Here is a 17,031-nt window from a genome sequence, read left to right as displayed (position 1 = left end):
CTCGACTTGCCGGGCAGGTTCAGGTAATCCATTACCTGAACCTGCCTGGAGGTCCCATGAACGCCACCACACCGGGGATTCCCCGGCCGCTGCCCGCTCGGGCAGTCGGCATCCTCGGCCGAACCGCCGAGCTGAGCCGGATTCGCGCGCTGCTGCCGGACCGGCGGATCGACGGCGTCGCCGTGTCCGGGGTGGGGCGCAGCCGGGTGCTGGCCGAGATCGCGGACTGGGCTCAGGGACAGGGGTTCCGGGTCGAACCGATCACCGGCGGGCGCGGGCTGTCCGCGCTGGTGTGCACGGTGCTGCTGGGCCCGGCCGGCCGGGTGCTCGCGGTCGTCGACGACGCGCACCTCCTTTCCGAGGCTGACACCGAACTGCTGCTGGAGCTGGTGCGGCAGGGCCTGGTGCGGCTGCTCGCCGCCGGGCCGGACGGGTTGTGGCCGGGGGAGAACCTCGGCCGGGTCGACCTCCCGCCGTTGGGCGCCACCGACATGGCCGAGCTGGCCAGGGCGATCACCGGCGACCACCCGGCCGCCCGGCGACTGGCCCAGCTGGCCAAGGGCAGCCCGCGCTTGCTGCGCGAACTGGTGCACCTGGCCGCGGATCACCCCGCGGACCAAGGAGGTTCGCTGTCCGAGGTGATCGAGCTGCGCCTGGCCGGACTGGAAACCGGGCAACGCCAGGCCCTGGACCTGATCGCGGCGGCCGGGTTCGCGCCGCTGCCGGTGTTCGAGCGCCTGGTCGACCGGCACGACCTGATCATCCTGGCCGAGCAGGAGCTGATCACCGCGGTGGAGACCCCGACCGGCTGGCGGGTCGAGCTGGCGCACAACGGGATCGGCGCGGCACTGGGCGCCACCCCTGCCCCCGAACCCTCCACTGAGGACGATCAGGACCACGCGACCGGACTGATGTGCGCCGGGCGGATCGAGGAGGCGCTGGGCGCGGCCACGGACCGGTTCGCCGAGGCCGACGCCGCGCACCGGTCCCGGCACGGCCTGATCCTGGCCGCGATGCTGTTGGCGCACGGGCAGATCCGCCGCGCCTACGACCTGCTGTGCCTGTTGCCGGACGGCGATCCGCGCTGGGCCATCCTGCGCCTGGCCGCCGCCGCACAACTCGGCGACCCGGACGCCGTCGCCGTCAGCGCGCTGCCCGACGCCCCGACCGCGCACCTGGCCGCCGCGGCCGCGGTGGCCCGCGCCTGGGCCGCGGCCGTCCGCGGCGACCTCGACGAAGCCCGCGACCTGTTGTGCGCCAAGGCCGAGGACACCACCTGGGACCGGGCCGCCCGCGCGCACACCCTGGGCCGCCTCGGCCTGGCCCGCTCCGCCGCCCCGTTCTGGCACAGCATCGGCCAGCACGGCTACCTCCGGGCCCGGCTGGACTACAGCCGCGCCATCGCCACCGCGGACGCCGACCTGCTGGCCGCGGTCGCCGAACAGTTCCTCACCGCGGGCGCCCTGCTCTACGGCGCGGAGGCCCTGGCCGAACTCGCCGCATTACACCAGCGCGCCGGGCAGCCCCGCAAGGCCGCCGCCGCGATCCGCCGGGCCCGGATGCTGCCGGTGCGGCACAGCGGCGCCCGCACGCCGGGACTCGCGTTGCTGGCCCAGAACGAACCGCTGTCCACCAGGGAGAGCGAAGTGGTGCGGCTGGCCGTGTCCGGGCTGACCGACCCGCAGATCGCGCTGCGCCTGGGCGTGTCGGTGCGCACCATCAACAACCACCTGCACCGCGCCTACCGGAAACTCGGCTGCGCCGGCCGCGCGGACCTGCCGCCCGGCGCCGGTCAGTGAGCCGCCGCGACCACCCGTAGCCCGGGGTTCATCGCCCGCTCCACCGCCAGGTGCACCAGGCACCAGCGTCGCCGCTCGCCGGTTGCCGGGTGCTGCACCACCGCGGCCATCGGCGCCGCGCAGTGCCGCCGCCAGCCCTCCCCGCGCCACGGACAGCTCGCCCTGCTACCGGGGCAGCGCAGGCCGCGACCGCGGAACATCTTGCGCACCAACGGATCGTGCACCGGGCAGACCGCGGCGAAGGACTCGCACACCGACTCGTCCGCGGCCAGCGCGGCGTCCTGCTCGCGGTCGGCCTGATAGCCCAGCGCGGTGCGCACCTGCCGCTCGGGGGGTAGCAGCAGGTGCACATCCGCGCGGGCCACCCCGTGTGCGACCAGCAGTTCGCTGATCCGCCACAGCACATCTCGCGCCGGATCGGCCGGTCCCTCCGGGCTCGGGGGATAGGGGGTCCAGACCGAGGCGGCGCGGTGCTGCTCCACGAGGTGGTCCATGTCCGGGCAACGGCCGCCGGACCCGGTCCGGTTCACCCCCACCGCCGGATTCGGCCGAACGGGTCTGCCGGTGCCGCAAGCCGTTTGCGCTGCTGTCGGCAAGCCCCTTGCGGCGCGGCACCCGTTCTCCGCGAGCCACCCACTGGATTGTGCAAGTTTTGCGCAATCCAGTTGAAGTATTGCGGTCATCTGTCGGAAACATCTACCTTCGGCGGCACGACACGCACCGATCCGCCGGGGATCGCCGCCGCCAACGGCCATACCCAGATCGACGCAAAGGTGCGCCCTGCCATGACAGACCTGCCCGTACGGCGGCTGGCTCCACTGGCCGCAGCCTTGGCCGCGGTGGTCCTGACCGCGGCCACGATCACCGTCCTCAGCACCCCGCCCAGCGCGCTGGCCGCCCCCAGCGCGGACATACCCGCCGGGTTTGGCGCGAGCGTCCCGTTCACCACCTACGAAGCGGAAGCCGCGGCCACCAACGGCGGCGCGGTCGGCCCCGACTACACCCAGGGCACCGTCGCCTCGGAGGCATCCGGCCGCCGCGCGGTGCGGCTGGATCCCGGTCAGCACGTGGAATTCACCCTGGCCGGGCAGGCGAACGCGGTGGTGGTCGCGCATAACGTGCCGCGCGGCCAGTCCGGTTCGCTCTCGGTCTACCTCAACGGGCAGAAGCTGCCCGGCAAACTCGCGCTCACCGCCCGCTTCGGCTACCTGGAGACCGCCTGGATTCCCGGAGCCAAGACGCACCAACTGTTCCAGCACGCCCGGCTGCTGCTGGGCCGCCAGGCCGGCGCCGGGGACCGGGTGCGGCTCCAGGTCGACGGCGGCGACATTCCCGCGGTGATCGACCTCGCCGACTTCGAACAGGTCGCCGGACCCGCCGGCCAGCCCGCCAATTCCGTCTCGATCACCGCCACCGGCGCGGATCCCAGTGGTGGCGGCGATTCCACCGCCGCGATCAACCGGGCCATCGCCGAGGCCCGGGCCCAGGGCCGCTCAGTGTGGATCCCGCCGGGTGACTTCCGGGTCACGAACAAGCTGGAGATCGACAACGTCACCGTGCGCGGCGCCGGGCCCTGGCACGCCACCCTGCGCGGCACCCACCTGATCGACAACGCCAGCACCTCGGGCACGCTGCGGTTGCACGATTTCGCGGTGATCGGCGAGGTGGCCCAGCGGGTCGACGACCGGCCGGACAACTTCGTCAACGGCAGCCTGGGCAACGGATCGGTGGTGTCCGGCATCTGGATCCAGCACCAGAAGGTCGGGCTGTGGCTGGTCGGCCCGAACAACAACAACCTCACCATCGAGAACAGCCGCTTCCTCGACCTCAAGGCCGACGGCCTCAACTTCAACGGCACCGTGACCAACTCGGTGGTGCGCAACAACTTCCTGCGCAACACCGGTGACGACGCGCTGGCCATGTGGTCGATCCACTCGGCCAACCGCGGCAACACCTTCAGCCACAACACCATCGTGCAGCCCAACCTGGCCAACGGCATCGCGATCTACGGCGGCACGGACACCACTGTCTCCCGCAACGCCGTCGTGGACACCAACGCCCTCGGCAGCGGCATCGCCATCTCCAACCAGGAATTCCTGGCGGGTAAGGGATTCACCCCACTGGCGGGCACGATCGCGGTGCGGGACAACGTGACCGTGCGGGCGGGTGCGAACAATCCCAACTGGGGTCACCCGATGAGCGCGCTGCGCATCGACTCCTACGACCACCCGGTGGAGGGCGGGGTGCGGGTCGAGCTGACCGGGAACCAGTTCCTGGACAGCCCGTACAGTGCGATCCAGGTGGTCAGCGGCGGTGGCAAGGGGCTGCCGGTGAGCAGCGTGCACCTCAACGGCGCCACCGTGCGCAACGCGCGGACCGTGGTGCTGCAGGCCGAAACCCGCGGCTCGATCACCGCAGCCAACGTCACCGCCAGCGGCACCGGCCGGGCCGGGGTCTACAACTGCCCCTACCCCAACGGCACCTTCAGCCTGCAGGCCGGCGGCGGCAACAATGGCTGGCAGGACAATGTCTGGGCGGGCTGTACCTGGCCCGAGCCCGGTGGCGGCGGCAACCCGACCAGCACCAGCACCCCGCCGCCCGGAGGCGTGAACGTGGCCCAGGGCAAGCCGATCAGCGCCAGTAGCCACGTGCACGACCTGGCCGCGGCCCGCGCGGTGGACGGAAACGCCGACAGCTACTGGGAAAGCGCCAACAACGCCTTCCCGCAGGAGATCACCGTCGACCTGGGCTCGACCCACCAGGTCAACCGGGTCGGCCTCGCCCTGCCGCCCAGCCCGGCCTGGGGTGCGCGCACCCAGACCGCCACCATCCTGGGCAGTGCCAACGGATCCGGCTACACCGAACTCGTGGGCGCGCGCGGATACACCTTCGATCCCGCCACCGGCAACACCGTCGCGGTGGGTTTTGCCACCACCGGGGTGCGCTACCTGCGGGTGCGGATCACCGGCAACACCGGCTGGCCCGCCGGTCAACTCGCCGAACTCCGCGTCCACATCGCCTGAACCGGCGGCGCACAGCCTGTTTCCCCTGCACCACCGGCCCCCCTGTCCGATCGGGCGGGGGGTCTGTGGTGTCCCCGCCCGGATCTGTCCGGATGCGGTCAGCGTTGGCCGAGTCCTTGACCGGTCTGGACCACCGTGTCACGTTGGGCGTCCGCACTGAACCTCCGCCGCCAGGTTCCTCCTTTCGCCACAAGGAGATTCAGATGCCACGCAGTGCCACGGCCCGGTTGGGCCTCGTCGTGTCCCTCGCCCTGTCGGCCGCCGCTGGTCTCGCACCGGCGGCCATGGCCGATCCCGTCCTCTCACCCGGGTTGCTGCCCGCCATGCGGCAGGACCTCGGGCTCACCGAACGTCAGGCGGTGGTCCGGGTGCGGCAGGAGGCTGATGCCTCCCGCCTCGTCCCGGCCGCCGAGTCCGCCGCGGGGGAGTCCCTCGGCGGATCCTGGTTCGACCCCGGCCGCGGCAAGCTCGTCGTCGCGGTCACCGATCCGGCCAAGGCCGCCGCGGTCCGGGCCACCGGCGCGGAAGCCGTGCCGGTCACCCACTCGGCGCAAGTCCTGGACCGCGCCAAAACCGCCCTCGACCAGCTGGCCACGGCGAAGCAGGCCCCGGCCGAGGTCGCCGGCTGGCACGTCGACCCGCGCGGCAACACCGTGGTGGTCAACGTGGTCGAGGGCGCCGATTCGCCCGCCCTGCGAGGATTCCTGGACCGGGCCCGCGCGGCCGGACCGGTGACCGTGCACCGCCAGGGAGTGCGCACCCCGCGCACCTACGCGGCCGGGGTGGTCGGCGGCGACCCGTACTACACCGGGAACGTCCGCTGCTCCATCGGTTTCTCCGTGCACGGCGGTTTCGTCACCGCCGGGCACTGCGCCGGGACGGGCGCCCAGGTCAACGGCTGGGACCGGTCCTGGATGGGCACCTTCGCCGGATCCTCCTTCCCCGGCAACGACTACGCCTTCGTCCGCACCGGCGGCGGCTGGTGGACGGTGCCGGTGGTACTCGGCTGGGGCACCGTGCCGGACGCGCTGGTCCGCGGTTCCTGGGTGGCGCCGGTGGGCACCTCGGTGTGCCGCTCCGGCTCGACCACCCGCTGGCACTGCGGACAGGTGCTCTCGCACAACGAGACCATCAACTACGCCCAGGGCGCGGTGCACCAGATGACCGGCACCAGCGTGTGCGCCGAGGGTGGTGACTCCGGTGGCTCGTTCATCACCGGTGACCAGGCCCAGGGCGTCACCTCGGGTGGCTACGGCGACTGCCGCGGCGGTGGCCGGACCTGGTTCCAGCCGATCAACGAAATCCTGTCCACATATGGACTGGCATTGCATACCGCGTGACGGTATATACCGCGATCCTGAACATATCCCCGATCTGAACACCTTGACTTTCCTTGGGGATCAGGGTCACCGTAGGGGGTGTGTGAGAGCGCTCTCGCGCACCCCCTGTGTCCCAACTGCCGGAGCTTTTCCCAGCCGCAGCCGCCAGTGGCAAGGAGTCAGCTTCCTCGACGTGGAGGAAAGTTCATGATCTCTCGTCGCCTCTTCCTCGGCGCGACCGCGACCGCACTGGCCACCCCTGTCATCGGCCAGCTCGCCGCGGGCTCCGCCTCCGCCGCGACGCCACAGAGATTCACCCTGAACCTGGTCAACAACTCCGGATCGGCCACCGCCTACGCCTATGTCGTCGGCCTGTCCGGAAACCGCCCGCTGTTCGTCCGCAGGGACGGCAGCTCGTACTACCCGCCCTCGCCCGGCGCGCCGGTCACCCCGCTCGGTGAGGATCCCTCGATCCCGTTGGGCGGCCCCGGTTCCTCGACCACGGTGTCCATCCCGCGGATGTACGGCGCGCGGATCTACGTGGTGACCGGGCAGAAGCTGAACTTCTTCGTCAACCCGGGCCCGCACATCGTGCACCCCAGCTTCCTCAACCCGGGCGACCCCAACATCAACAAGAACTGGACCTTCGCCGAGTTCACCTTCAACGAGGCCGAACTCTTCGCCAACATCAGCTACGTGGACTTCGTGGCCGCGCCGCTGGGGCTCTCGCTGCGCTCGCTCTCCGGCCGGGTGGAGACCGTGCCCGGGTTGCCTGCGGGTGCGCTGGACGGGATCTGCGCGGCCTTGCAGGCCCAGGCGGCCAAGGAGGGTTCGGCCTGGAACCAGCTGATCCAGAAGGGTCCGGACGGCCGCAACCTGCGGGCGATGAGCGCGCACTACAAGGCGAGCGCGTTCGCCAACTACCTGGGCGGCTACATCGACCAGTGCTGGGCCAAGTACGCCGGCACGAACCTGGTGGTGGACACCCAAAGCGGACCGGGCAGGCTGACCGGCCGGGTCAGCGGCGGCGTGCTGCGCTTCGGCAACGGCGAGGCGTTCACCAAGCCCAGCACCGCGGACGTGTTCAGCTGCGACTCGGGTCCGTTCAGCCTGGCCGGGGCCAGTGACGTGCGCAAGGCGATCATCCCGCGCCTGGCCGCGGCGCTGAACCGCACCACGTTGCTGACCAACCCGAACCAGCCGCACGGCGAGGTCGCGAGCAATTTCTACAAGAACGCGGCCACCAACCACTACGCCCGGATCGTGCACGAACGCCTGCCCGACAACCGCGGCTACGCCTTCCCCTACGACGACGTGTCACCCGGCCCGGACTTCAGCGGCGCCACCCGCTCCGGCGACCCGGGAACACTGACCGTGGACGTGAAGCGCCTGCGCTGATCTTCCTTACCCCGCAACACCAACGTGTGCCCGGCCGCCCACCGCCTCCCCTGCTGTGGTGGGCGGCCGGGTCACGCCAGCGACAGCCGCGAGACGATCCGGTACCGGTCCCCGCGGTAGATCGAGCGCGCGTACTCCACCACTCGCCCCTCGGCATCGGTGGTGCGCCGCTCGAACAGCAACGCCGGGGTGAGCAGTGGCACGCCTAGCAGTCCCGACTCGGTCTCATCGGTGACCGTCGGCTCGATTGACTGGGTGGCCTCATGCGCCACCACCCCACGCGCCCGCAACGCCGCGTACAGCCCAGCGCCCTCGAAGTCCACAGTGGACAGATCGGCGGCCACCGCGACCGGAATGTGCAAGTGCTCCACCGCGATCGGCACCCCGTCGACCAGTCGCAACCGGGTCACCCAGGTCACCTCCGCGGCGGGCGAGACGCCCAGCTTGCGTCCAACCCGAGCCCCGGCCGGAGTCCGCGTCAGCCCCAGCACCCGGCTCCGCCAGTCCCCATCGGCCCTGGGCGCGCCCAACGCGGTGTCCACGCCGACCAGCTCCTGCGTGATCTTCGCCGCCGCCACGAACATGCCGCGCCCATGCTCGCGCACCAGCAATCCGTTGTGCACCAACTCATCCACGGCGGCGCGCAGGGTGGGACGGGACACCGACAGCAACGCGCAGAGCGTGCGCTCGGACGGGATCGAGGTGCCCGGCGGCCGCGTCTCGACCAGCTCCAGCAGGTAGTCACGCACCCGCTCGCGCTTGTGCGCCACCGCCCTCGTCACCGCCCCAGTATGTCGGCGAAGTCCGAACCCGGCCACTGGTCAAGCCCAAGACTTACCAGTGTCGGCCAGACCCGTTGACTACGACGGAACTCTGTGCCACCGTCGTTCACGTCCCTGAACTTACCAATTGGTCAAGTCAGGACGCCCGACACCGCCGCCACCCTTCGCAGCTCCCTGCGGTGTTGAGGAGAAAGCCGTGTACCAGCAACACATCCCGGCCCGCCGAAGGCGCCTGGCCGGTGGTCTGGCCGTGGCCCTGACCAGCCTGGCCACCCTCGCCCTGACCACCGCCCCCGCCAGTGCCGAGCCGGAACCCCCGCTCCTGCAGTACGGCACCACCGCCACCCAGCCAACCCACCACCAGTCCGAACCCTGGTTCCGCCTGACCAACCAGGGCAGTGCCGCGATCCCGTTGGCGGAGTACACCATCCGCTACTACTTCCGCGCCGAGGACGGCGAAACCGACTACCGCTACGCCTGTTCCTGGGCGACTCCCGGCTGCGACAACCTCACCGGCGCCATCCACCGCCTCCCCACCCCAACCCCCGACGCCGACCACTACCTGGAAGTCGGCTTCCGCCCCGGCGCGGGCTCCCTGGCCCCCGGCCACCACACCGGCGACCTGCAACTCCGCTTCAACCGAGCCAACTGGGGCCAACTCACCCAGTCCAACGACTACTCCTTCAACCCCGCCCAGGCTCCCTACGGCCCCGCCCCCAAAACCACCCTCCACCGAGCAGGCCAACTCCTCTCCGGCGCGGCCCCCGGCGGCCAGTCCCCAGCCCCCGCCCAGATCTTCTTCGACGACTTCCACTACGACACCAGCGCCGACCCCCGCCTCAACCAACGAGGCTGGACCGTCCGCACCGGCTCCGGCGGCCCCGGCGTAGGCGGCGCGACGTGGGACCCAGCCCTGGTCACCTTCCCCACCGTCGCCGGCCAGAAGGTCGCCCAGCTGAGCGCGCAGACCAACGGAACCCCAAGCGGCACAAGGCAATCCCAGATCAACACCGGCCGCAAGTTCTACGAGGGCACCTACGCCACCAGATTCCACATGACCGACGCCCCTGCCTACGGCCCCGACGGCGACCACGTGGTGCAAACCTTCTACACGATCACCCCGCTGCGCCACGACCGCGACCCCGACTACGGCGAACAGGACTTCGAGTACCTGCCCAACGGCGGCTGGGGCGAGTCCACGAACACCATGTTCCTCACCTCCTGGGAGACCTACCAACCGGACCCCTGGTGGGCCGACAACAACTCCACCCGAGTCCGCCGCAGCTTCGCCGGCTGGCACGACCTGGTGCTCCAGGTGTCCGGCGGCCGGATGAAGTACTACCTCGACGGCCAGCTGGTAGCCGACCACGGCGACCGCTTCTACCCGGAAACCCCCATGCTGATCAACTTCAACCACTGGTTCATCGACCTCAACGCCGCGGGCCCAGACCGCCGCTACCACCAGCAGGCCGACTGGATCTACTTCGCCCGCAACCAGGTCCTGTCCCCAGCCCAGGTCCAGCAACAGATCAACACCCACCGAGCCGCCGGCACCCACTTCCTCGACACCGTCCCGGCCACCTGACCTCACCCTGACTCCACCGCCCGGTCCGCAGCCCGGTCCGCCGCGACTCCACCGCCCGGTCCGCCGCGCGGGCTCTGCCTCAGGTCGGCCGAGCCCGCGCGGGCTCCGGTTCCCCGCTTGGGCTCCGGTCCGGCCGGGGCCGGCCGTGCTGCCGAGCTGTCGGCCGGCACTGCTCACCTGTCACCTGGCGCTGCTCACCCGGCGCTGCTCACCTGGCCGACCGAGGCTGCCTACCTGGCCGGGGGTGTGGCGCGTGCTCCGGTCCTGCCCGCCGCCGCCACCGTTCCTCTGCGGAACGCAGAAACCCCGGTTTTGGTTGCCTTCATGTTTCGATCCCTCATCCGAATGGGTGAGATGACGATGATCGAGCACCTGCCGAGTCCGCCGAACCCACCGCGATTCCCTGGCCATTCTACGAGATCAGAGCCATCCCCGTGCTCGCGATCGAGCCCCCGAGCTGACCACCCGGGCCGGAACCCAGTTCGCGAACCGCTGCACCGACCTTGACAACCGGCCTTGACTGCTGCCGAGCCCTCACCCGGCCCTCCGCCCGGCAGGTCGTCCTGTTGAAGCACCGCGGGAACCCGACTCCGGGTGTCCAGTTGCACGGCGATCTGGCCAAGGACCAGGACGAGCAGTGGGCGGAGACGGTGGCGTTCCTGGGGGTGCCGGGGGTAGAGGTGACCTGGCGGAACGCGGTCGACTGACCGTCGTCGGCGCGGGGTCGGCTTCCAGCGAAGCTTGGCGTGCTGGCCCGAGGTTTGTCAGCCGGGCCAGGGGAGTGGCGAGTGCGGGTGGGGCGGTGATCAGGGGGACTGGCGTTCCGCCGCGCTGCGCTCCACGCAGAACTCGTTGCCCGCTGGGTCTGCCAGCACCACCCAGCCCCGGCCGTCCGCCGTGCGCTGGTCGTCGACGAAGGTCGCGCCCAGGTCCAGCAGTCGCGGTACCTCCTCATCCCGGGGGAGTTCGGGCTGGAGGTCCAGGTGGAGGCGGTTGCGGGTGGCTGGTTTGGGGTCGGGGACCCGGATGAAGAGCAGGCCGGGGGCGGTGGGGAAGTCGATCAGGATCTCGTCGTCGCCGGGCTGGTCGTCAGGGTGGATGGGGTGACCCAGGGTGGCGCTCCAGAACTGGGCCAGGGCGTAGGGCTCCAGGGGGTGGGGGCAGTTGACGGTGATGTGGCGGATCGCGGACTTCATGGGCGGATCCTCGCAAAGAGAGTTGAAAACTGCTCACGTTTTATTCGGAAAGGCCGTGGGGAACACCCGTGCGTGATTCTCTCTTGGTTCGTGACCGCGATCACGCTCGCCCGCTGGGCATTGTGCTACTGCCCGGTCGGGCGTTGACGGGCGGAGCAGGGCTACTGGGGCGGATGCCTGGGGCGCGACCGCCGTCCGGGGGACCTAGGGCATGATCGACACGTGCCGACGTCGTCCGGTGACCGGGAGTGATCCAGGTTACGTGTGGAAAAAGCGCAGGTGACGGACCTGGGGGTGCAATACCCGCCAATCGGGTCTGGGCTCCGGGCGGGGCTCGCTGGTATGGTTTCGCGTCTTCTGCGTTAATGCGCATTTGTTGGGGCTGGTAACGAAGCCAGCGTTTGTGTTAATCTCCCCGCGCTCGGGCGGGAGAACTCCTCGGTATGGAAGGTGTCGTATTCAACCAGGAACTTGTTACCGTCCCCTCCGGTCCAACTTCCCCTGGTGGATAGCGGCGTGGTGAATTACCACCGCGGTTTCCCGGGGTGGTCTTTCACAAGCAGTGGAGCGTCGTGAGCTCGGAAGAAATCGGTTCTCAGAAGAGCCACCGGTCGATCAGGACACGGCTGACCGGCGCCGTGCTGATCCCGAGTGTGGCCCTGCTCGTCATGTGGGTGTCCGGCTCGTCCTACCTGATCTTCGACGGGTACTACCTGCGTGAGGTCGCCTCGAGCGTCCGCTCGGTGTCCATCCCCGCGGTCAACGCGCTCGCCTCGGCCCAGAAAGAACGTCAGCTCGGCATGGTCTACCTGGGCAAACCCGCCACGGGACTGACCGAGTTGCGACTGGTCCAGCAGCAGACCGACGAGGCCCTCGGCGTCATGAAGACGGCCCTGCCGCCGGTGGTGAGCAACGCCCCGCCCGCGGTGGTCGACCGCATCAACCAGCTCAACTCGTTGCTGGAGGAACTGCCCCGGATTCGCACCAGGATCGAGTCCTCCGGTATCGACAAGGTGCAGGTCTACGCCTTCTACAACCGGCTGCTGGATTCCGCTGCCCGGTTGTTCGACACCCAGGCCCGTATCGTGCCCGATGTCGCCTCCACCCAGGGCGCTATCGGTGCGACGGCAATTTTCCGGGCAGCCGACCGCATGTCCCGGTCCGGTTCGCTGATGGCCGGCGCGATCGCCTCCAGCGCTCTCCCGGCGACCGACCACCTCGAGTTCACCAACCTGGTCAGCGCATACCACTCCGAGCTGGAGAGCACAATCCCCTTTGCGCGCCAGGAAGTGCAGGACAGTTATCGCAGGCTGCGTGACAGCGATTCCTGGAAAAGGCTCACCGAGGTCGAGAACGCGCTGATCAGCAATGGTCCGTGGGTGGCCCGCAACGGCCGCGGCAGCCTCGGCGCGGTCGGCATCAGCGAGGACGAGTGGCAGCGGCTGACCGTGGCCATCGCCGACCAGCTGTCCAAGCTCACCGTCCAGCAGGCCGACCTGGTCTCCGGCCAGGCCCTGGAGGACGGCGGCGACTCGCTGACCAACGCCCTGCTCGGCTCGCTGGTCGCCCTGGTGCTGGCCATCGTGGCGATCATGGTCGCGCTCAAGGTGTCCCGCAAACTCGTCGACCGGGCCCTGGTGGTCCGCCTGGACAGTCTGCGCAAGGACGCCCTGCAACTCGCGCACGAACGACTGCCCGACATCGTCCGCCGCCTCCGTCAGGGCGAGCCGGTGGACGTCTCGGCCGAGGTGCCCGACCTCGACTACGGCCGGGACGAGATCGGCCAGGTGGCCCGCGCCTTCAACGCCGCCCAGCTCACCGCGGTGGCCGCGGCCGTGCAGGAGGCGCAGGCCCGCGAGGGCGTCAACAACGTCTTCCTCGGCATCGCCCACCGCAACCAGGCGCTGGTGCACCGCCAGCTCAAGATCCTGGACCGGATGGAGCGGCACGAGGAGGACCCCGAGCAGATCGAGGGCCTCTTCCAGCTCGACCACCTCGCCACCCGGGCCCGCCGCAACGCGGAGAACCTGATCATCCTCGGCGGCGAGCAGCCCGGCCGCCGCTGGCGCAAGCCGATCCGCCTGGTCGACGTGCTGCGCGCGGCCATCTCCGAGACCGAGCACTACGCCCGCGTCCGGCTGCAGCGGATCCCGGACGCCGCGGTGATCGGCTCCGCGGTGGCCGACACCATCCACCTGGTCGCCGAACTGGTGGACAACGCCACCTCCTTCTCCCCACCCCGCTCGCAGGTGCAGGTGCACGGCTCGATCGCGGCCAAGGGCGTCGTGGTCGAGGTCGAGGACCACGGCCTGGGCATGAGCGAGGAGGACCGGGACCGCGCCAACGCGATGCTGGCCGACCCGCCCGAGTTCGACGCGATGGCGCTCAAGGGCGACTCCCGGCTCGGCCTGTTCGTGGTCGCCCGGCTCGCGCTGCGGCTGGGCGTCCGGGTCGAACTGCGCGACTCGCCCTACGGCGGCACCAGGGCGGTCATCCTGGTGCCGAACGAGGTCCTCGCCTCGGACGTGCGCACCCAGCTCTCCGAGGACACCCTGCGCGAACTCACCAAACGGGAGCGGGCGACCGGCTCGGGAAAACCCGTGCGCACGCCGCTCGGACCGGTCCACCAGCAGCGCGCGGCCGAAGCAGACCAGGTGGACGACGACGAGCGGGGCGAGGCTGACCAGGACCGGGCGGCCAGCCCCGGCCGGGAGTTGCACAGCTTCTGGGCCGATCCGCTCAACGACGGCGAGGACACCCCCGGCCGTTCGATCAACCTGCTCGGCGGCGCCACCTTCGCTGCCATCCAGGAGGAGCGGCCCTCCGCGCCCGAGGACCGCTTCGAGCACGAGGACCTGACCCCGGAACCCAAGCCGGAGCCCGAACAGCCCGCCGAACGCACCGGGGGCCTGTCCCTGGAGCAGACCGGACCCGGCGCGCTGCTCACGCACGCCCCGTTGCTCACCCACAACACCCCCACCGGGGAGCGCCCGGAGCTGCCGGTCCGCCGGCCGCAGCAGAACCTGGCGCCGCAGTTGCTCGACTCCGGTACCGAGGACACCGGCGAGAACGAGGCCCCGGCCACCACCGGGCGCACCGCCGAGCAGGTCCGCGACACCATGGCCGCCTTCCAGCGCGGGACCCGCGAGGGACGCGACGCAGACCCATTCCCAGGATGATCAACGGCCGCCGCCCGCCCGAGGCGGCCTCGACGAAGAAGGTCAGCCCAGCATGAGCGACAAGGCTTCTCGGAACACCGATCTGAACTGGCTGCTGGACGAGCTGGTGCAGCGGACCGTCGGCGTCCGGCACGCGGTCGTGCTCTCCTCCGACGGCCTGCTCATCGGCCGTTCACAGGACCTGTCCAAGGACGACTCCGAGCACCTGTCCGCGATGGCCTCGGCCTTCCAGAGCCTGGCTCGCGGCACCGGCAGGCACTTCGGCGGTGGCGCGGTGCGCCAGACCATCGTCGAGATGGAGCACGCCTACCTCTTCGTCACCGCGGCCGGACGCGGCGCCTGCCTGGCGCTGCTGGCCGAGGAGACCGCCGACGTCGGCATGATCGCCTACGAAATGAACCTCCTGGTCAAACAGGTGGGTGTCTACCTGAGTTCGGCACCACGGGAGACCGCCGCCGCCAACCTCCCGAGGAGCTGAGCGCATGCCGGTGGACGAGGAAATTCACTGGTTCGACGAGGCGGCCGGTCCGCTGGTGCGGCCGTACGCGATGACCAGGGGACGGACCAGGCCCGGCAACACCGAGCTGGACCTGGCCACCCAGATCGTCAGCGTGCTGACCGACAACGACCTGCAGACCCTGACCCCGGAGCAGTTCTCCATCATCGACCTGTGCAGGCATCCCCTGTCGGTCGCCGAGGTCGCCGCCTATATCGATGTGCCGCTCATCGTGGTCAAGGTCCTGGTCAGCGACCTGATCGAACGCGGCGACGTGGTCACCCGGTATGCCGGGGCCGTGGAAAGACCGAGTAGGAATCTACTGGAGGCGGTGCTCGATGGTGTCCGCAGGATCTGACCCGCAAACCGAGTTGGTGATCCCCACCTCGGTCAAGTTGCTGGTCGCCGGCGGCTTCGGCGCGGGGAAGACCACGCTGGTCGGCTCGGTCAGCGAGATCCCCCCGCTGAGCACCGAGGAGTTGCTCACCGAAGCCGGTGAGGACGTCGACGACCTCGCCGGGGTCGAGGGCAAGACCACCACCACGGTCGCCCTGGATTTCGGCCGGATCAGCATCAGCACCGAAATCGTGCTGTATCTTTTCGGCACGCCAGGACAAAATCGGTTCTGGTTCATGTGGGACGAATTAGCCAATGGCGCGATCGGCGCGATCGTGCTGGTGGACACCCGTCGGCTGGACAGTTCTTTTCCGTCCGTTGATTTCTTCGAGCGGCGGAAAATTCCGTTCGTGGTCGCGGTCAACTGTTTCGACGGGGCGCACAGTTATGAGCCGGACGAGGTCCGCAAGGCCCTGGTGCTCAACCCCGAGGTGCCGGTGCTCATGGTCGACGCGCGGCAGCGCGAGTCGAGCAAGCGGGCCCTGGTGACCCTGGTCGAGCACGTGCTCGCTCGGATGGCCGAGTCGGCGGGTGAAGACACCGCGCTGGTCAGCCCGGGTAACAGTGTGTAACCCTGTGATCTCGTACCTGTGCACGAACGGCGGGCGCGGTGCGTCCGCCGATCATGCCCGATCGCATGAAAAACGCGTTCCGTAACTTGCAGCTGGTTGTCATGGTCACCGGGAGAGCGGTGTCGTCGTGATCTCCGTTCGGCTAAGTTGATCAGCCGTCGGTCCAATAACGACGATACGGAGTCAGATGGGCATGGCTGCGCTCTCGCTGGCTGACGACATTTCCGCAAGAACGAACGAACTGTGCCGAGCGGTCGGTTTTTCGGAATTCACCGATGAATACGCCGACCTCGTGCGGGAAATGCTGGGACCCGGCGGGAACCGCCCGCTGGGACAACCACCGGCCTTTCCCTCCGACGTGGCTGACGACCACACCCCGGTCGAGTTCTCCCTCGCCGTCGACCACGCGGGCCGTCCCGCGGTGCGCCTCCTCCTGGAAACCCAGGGGGACCGCGCGTCCGTCCGAGCAAACGTTTGCGCAGCTCGGGAGCTGTTGCCCCGGCTGGCCGAGCGCTACGGCTTCTCCCTCGCCCCCTTCGAGGCGGTCGCCGACCTGTTCCTGCCCGCCGACCCGCGAGGCTCCTTCGCCTGGTGGTGGTCGATCGTGCTGCGACCGGCCGCGCCACCGGCGTTCAAGATCTACTTCAACCCGGAGGTCCGCGGCAGGCAGGCCGCCGCCGGCCTGGTCGCGGCCGGGCTGGACCGGCTCGGCTTCGGCGGCGCCTTCGGCACGCTCAAGCGGCGCGCCCTGCGCCCCGGCGGCGACCTTGACCGGTACTCCTTCTTCTCCATCGACCTGCACACCCAGCCCGACCCCAGGGTCAAGGTCTACCTGTCCCACCACGACGGCGACCTGACCCAGCTGCTGCGCGCGGCCGGCGCGGCCCGGGAGGTCGACGAGGAGCAGGTCCGCGAGTTCACCGCGATCGCGGGCGGCAACCAGGGCCGCTTCACCGGCAGGCCGCTGATCTCCAGCCTGTCCTTCCTGGCCGGGGACACCGACCGGGCCAGCGGGTTCTCCGTCTACCTGCCGGTGCGCGACTACGTCGAGGACGACGAGGTCGCGCTGGACCGGGCGCACGCGCTGCTCGCCCGGCACGGCCTGGACCCCGCGCTGCTGGACCGGGCGCTGGCCGCGCTGGCCCGCCGCCCGCTTAACGAGGGCGTCGGCCTGATCCCGCACCTGTCGCTGCGCACGGGCCGCCCACACGCCGGGCTCACCGTGTACCTGTCGGCCGAGACCTACGCGGTCACCCCGCCGCGGCCCGAATCGCTCGCATCCTAGA

General features: G+C 70.1%; 14 protein-coding genes. 11 read left to right on the top strand and 3 right to left on the bottom strand.

Going from position 1 to position 17,031, the window contains the following annotated elements:
- The first annotated feature begins 56 nt into the window (after positions 1-56).
- A complete protein-coding gene (locus tag MZC64_RS17240; RefSeq protein WP_247757723.1) occupies positions 57-1,799 on the top strand; it encodes a helix-turn-helix transcriptional regulator in 1,743 nt (580 codons plus the stop codon).
- On the opposite strand, the gene MZC64_RS17235 is transcribed toward MZC64_RS17240, so the two are convergent.
- A complete protein-coding gene (locus MZC64_RS17235; protein ID WP_247757722.1) occupies positions 1,793-2,281 on the bottom strand; it encodes a hypothetical protein in 489 nt (162 codons plus the stop codon). The two genes, MZC64_RS17240 and MZC64_RS17235, sit on opposite strands and share 7 nt — an antisense overlap.
- A 303-nt stretch (positions 2,282-2,584) precedes the next feature.
- Here MZC64_RS17235 and MZC64_RS17230 point away from each other — a divergent pair, with 303 nt between their 5' ends.
- The 3 genes from MZC64_RS17230 to MZC64_RS17220 all read left to right on the top strand — a co-directional run bounded on the left by MZC64_RS17230 (position 2,585) and on the right by MZC64_RS17220 (position 7,539).
- Positions 2,585-4,822, top strand: coding sequence for a discoidin domain-containing protein (locus MZC64_RS17230; protein WP_247757721.1), 2,238 nt, complete (start codon positions 2,585-2,587; stop codon positions 4,820-4,822).
- A 203-nt stretch (positions 4,823-5,025) separates the two neighbouring features.
- Entirely contained in the window at positions 5,026-6,162 is a 1,137-nt protein-coding gene (locus MZC64_RS17225; protein ID WP_247757720.1) for a S1 family peptidase, read from the top strand.
- 186 nt (positions 6,163-6,348) lie between these two features.
- On the top strand, positions 6,349-7,539 hold the full coding sequence (locus tag MZC64_RS17220; protein WP_247757719.1) for a glycoside hydrolase family 64 protein: 1,191 nt from the start codon (positions 6,349-6,351) through the stop codon (positions 7,537-7,539).
- A 71-nt stretch (positions 7,540-7,610) separates the two neighbouring features.
- On the opposite strand, the gene MZC64_RS17215 is transcribed toward MZC64_RS17220, so the two are convergent.
- The gene (locus MZC64_RS17215) at positions 7,611-8,321 is read right to left on the bottom strand and encodes a GntR family transcriptional regulator (RefSeq protein WP_247757718.1); all 711 of its coding nucleotides are present in this window, start codon (positions 8,319-8,321) and stop codon (positions 7,611-7,613) included.
- A 196-nt stretch (positions 8,322-8,517) separates the two neighbouring features.
- Here MZC64_RS17215 and MZC64_RS17205 point away from each other — a divergent pair, with 196 nt between their 5' ends.
- Positions 8,518-9,906: a cellulose binding domain-containing protein gene (locus MZC64_RS17205; protein ID WP_308301021.1), complete on the top strand. Its 1,389-nt coding sequence runs from the start codon at positions 8,518-8,520 to the stop codon at positions 9,904-9,906.
- A gap of 566 nt (positions 9,907-10,472) precedes the next feature.
- Entirely contained in the window at positions 10,473-10,613 is a 141-nt protein-coding gene (locus MZC64_RS17200) for a hypothetical protein (RefSeq protein WP_247757717.1), read from the top strand.
- 99 nt (positions 10,614-10,712) lie between these two features.
- Here MZC64_RS17200 and MZC64_RS17195 read toward each other — a convergent pair whose 3' ends face one another.
- Positions 10,713-11,102 carry a VOC family protein gene (locus MZC64_RS17195; RefSeq protein WP_247757716.1) on the bottom strand — a complete coding sequence of 130 codons (390 nt, stop codon included), beginning with the start codon at positions 11,100-11,102 and terminating at the stop codon, positions 10,713-10,715.
- A 572-nt stretch (positions 11,103-11,674) separates the two neighbouring features.
- On the opposite strand from MZC64_RS17195, the gene MZC64_RS17190 reads away from it, so the two are divergent.
- The 5 genes from MZC64_RS17190 (at position 11,675) to MZC64_RS17170 (ending at position 17,030) form a co-directional block, all read left to right on the top strand.
- Positions 11,675-14,281, top strand: coding sequence for a nitrate- and nitrite sensing domain-containing protein (locus tag MZC64_RS17190; RefSeq protein ID WP_247757715.1), 2,607 nt, complete (start codon positions 11,675-11,677; stop codon positions 14,279-14,281).
- A 52-nt stretch (positions 14,282-14,333) separates the two neighbouring features.
- A complete protein-coding gene (locus tag MZC64_RS17185; protein WP_185007446.1) occupies positions 14,334-14,759 on the top strand; it encodes a roadblock/LC7 domain-containing protein in 426 nt (141 codons plus the stop codon).
- A gap of 4 nt (positions 14,760-14,763) precedes the next feature.
- Entirely contained in the window at positions 14,764-15,135 is a 372-nt protein-coding gene (locus tag MZC64_RS17180; RefSeq protein WP_185007444.1) for a DUF742 domain-containing protein, read from the top strand.
- The gene (locus MZC64_RS17175) at positions 15,116-15,745 is read left to right on the top strand and encodes an ATP/GTP-binding protein (protein ID WP_247757714.1); all 630 of its coding nucleotides are present in this window, start codon (positions 15,116-15,118) and stop codon (positions 15,743-15,745) included. The genes MZC64_RS17180 and MZC64_RS17175 overlap by 20 nt, the downstream gene beginning before the upstream one ends.
- Before the next feature lie 187 nt (positions 15,746-15,932).
- A complete protein-coding gene (locus tag MZC64_RS17170) occupies positions 15,933-17,030 on the top strand; it encodes a tryptophan dimethylallyltransferase family protein (protein ID WP_308301020.1) in 1,098 nt (365 codons plus the stop codon).
- The last annotated feature ends 1 nt before the right edge of the window (position 17,031 follow it).

The sequence above is a fragment of the Crossiella sp. S99.2 genome, from assembly GCF_023094165.1.
Classification (GTDB): domain Bacteria; phylum Actinomycetota; class Actinomycetes; order Mycobacteriales; family Pseudonocardiaceae; genus Crossiella.
Note: the sequence above shows the minus strand (reverse complement) of the source record. Positions and strands in the feature narration are given on the sequence as shown.

Excerpts from the sequence above, each read along its gene's own strand:
- MZC64_RS17170 (WP_308301020.1), top strand. The coding sequence starts at position 15,933 with ATGGGCATGGCTGCGCTCTCGCTGGCTGACGACATTTCCGCAAGAACG.
- MZC64_RS17220 (WP_247757719.1), top strand. The coding sequence starts at position 6,349 with ATGATCTCTCGTCGCCTCTTCCTCGGCGCGACCGCGACCGCACTGGCC.
- MZC64_RS17225 (WP_247757720.1), top strand. The coding sequence starts at position 5,026 with ATGCCACGCAGTGCCACGGCCCGGTTGGGCCTCGTCGTGTCCCTCGCC.
- MZC64_RS17230 (WP_247757721.1), top strand. The coding sequence starts at position 2,585 with ATGACAGACCTGCCCGTACGGCGGCTGGCTCCACTGGCCGCAGCCTTG.
- MZC64_RS17195 (WP_247757716.1), bottom strand. The coding sequence starts at position 11,102 with ATGAAGTCCGCGATCCGCCACATCACCGTCAACTGCCCCCACCCCCTG.
- MZC64_RS17180 (WP_185007444.1), top strand. The coding sequence starts at position 14,764 with ATGCCGGTGGACGAGGAAATTCACTGGTTCGACGAGGCGGCCGGTCCG.
- MZC64_RS17175 (WP_247757714.1), top strand. The coding sequence starts at position 15,116 with ATGGTGTCCGCAGGATCTGACCCGCAAACCGAGTTGGTGATCCCCACC.
- MZC64_RS17240 (WP_247757723.1), top strand. The coding sequence starts at position 57 with ATGAACGCCACCACACCGGGGATTCCCCGGCCGCTGCCCGCTCGGGCA.
- MZC64_RS17185 (WP_185007446.1), top strand. The coding sequence starts at position 14,334 with ATGAGCGACAAGGCTTCTCGGAACACCGATCTGAACTGGCTGCTGGAC.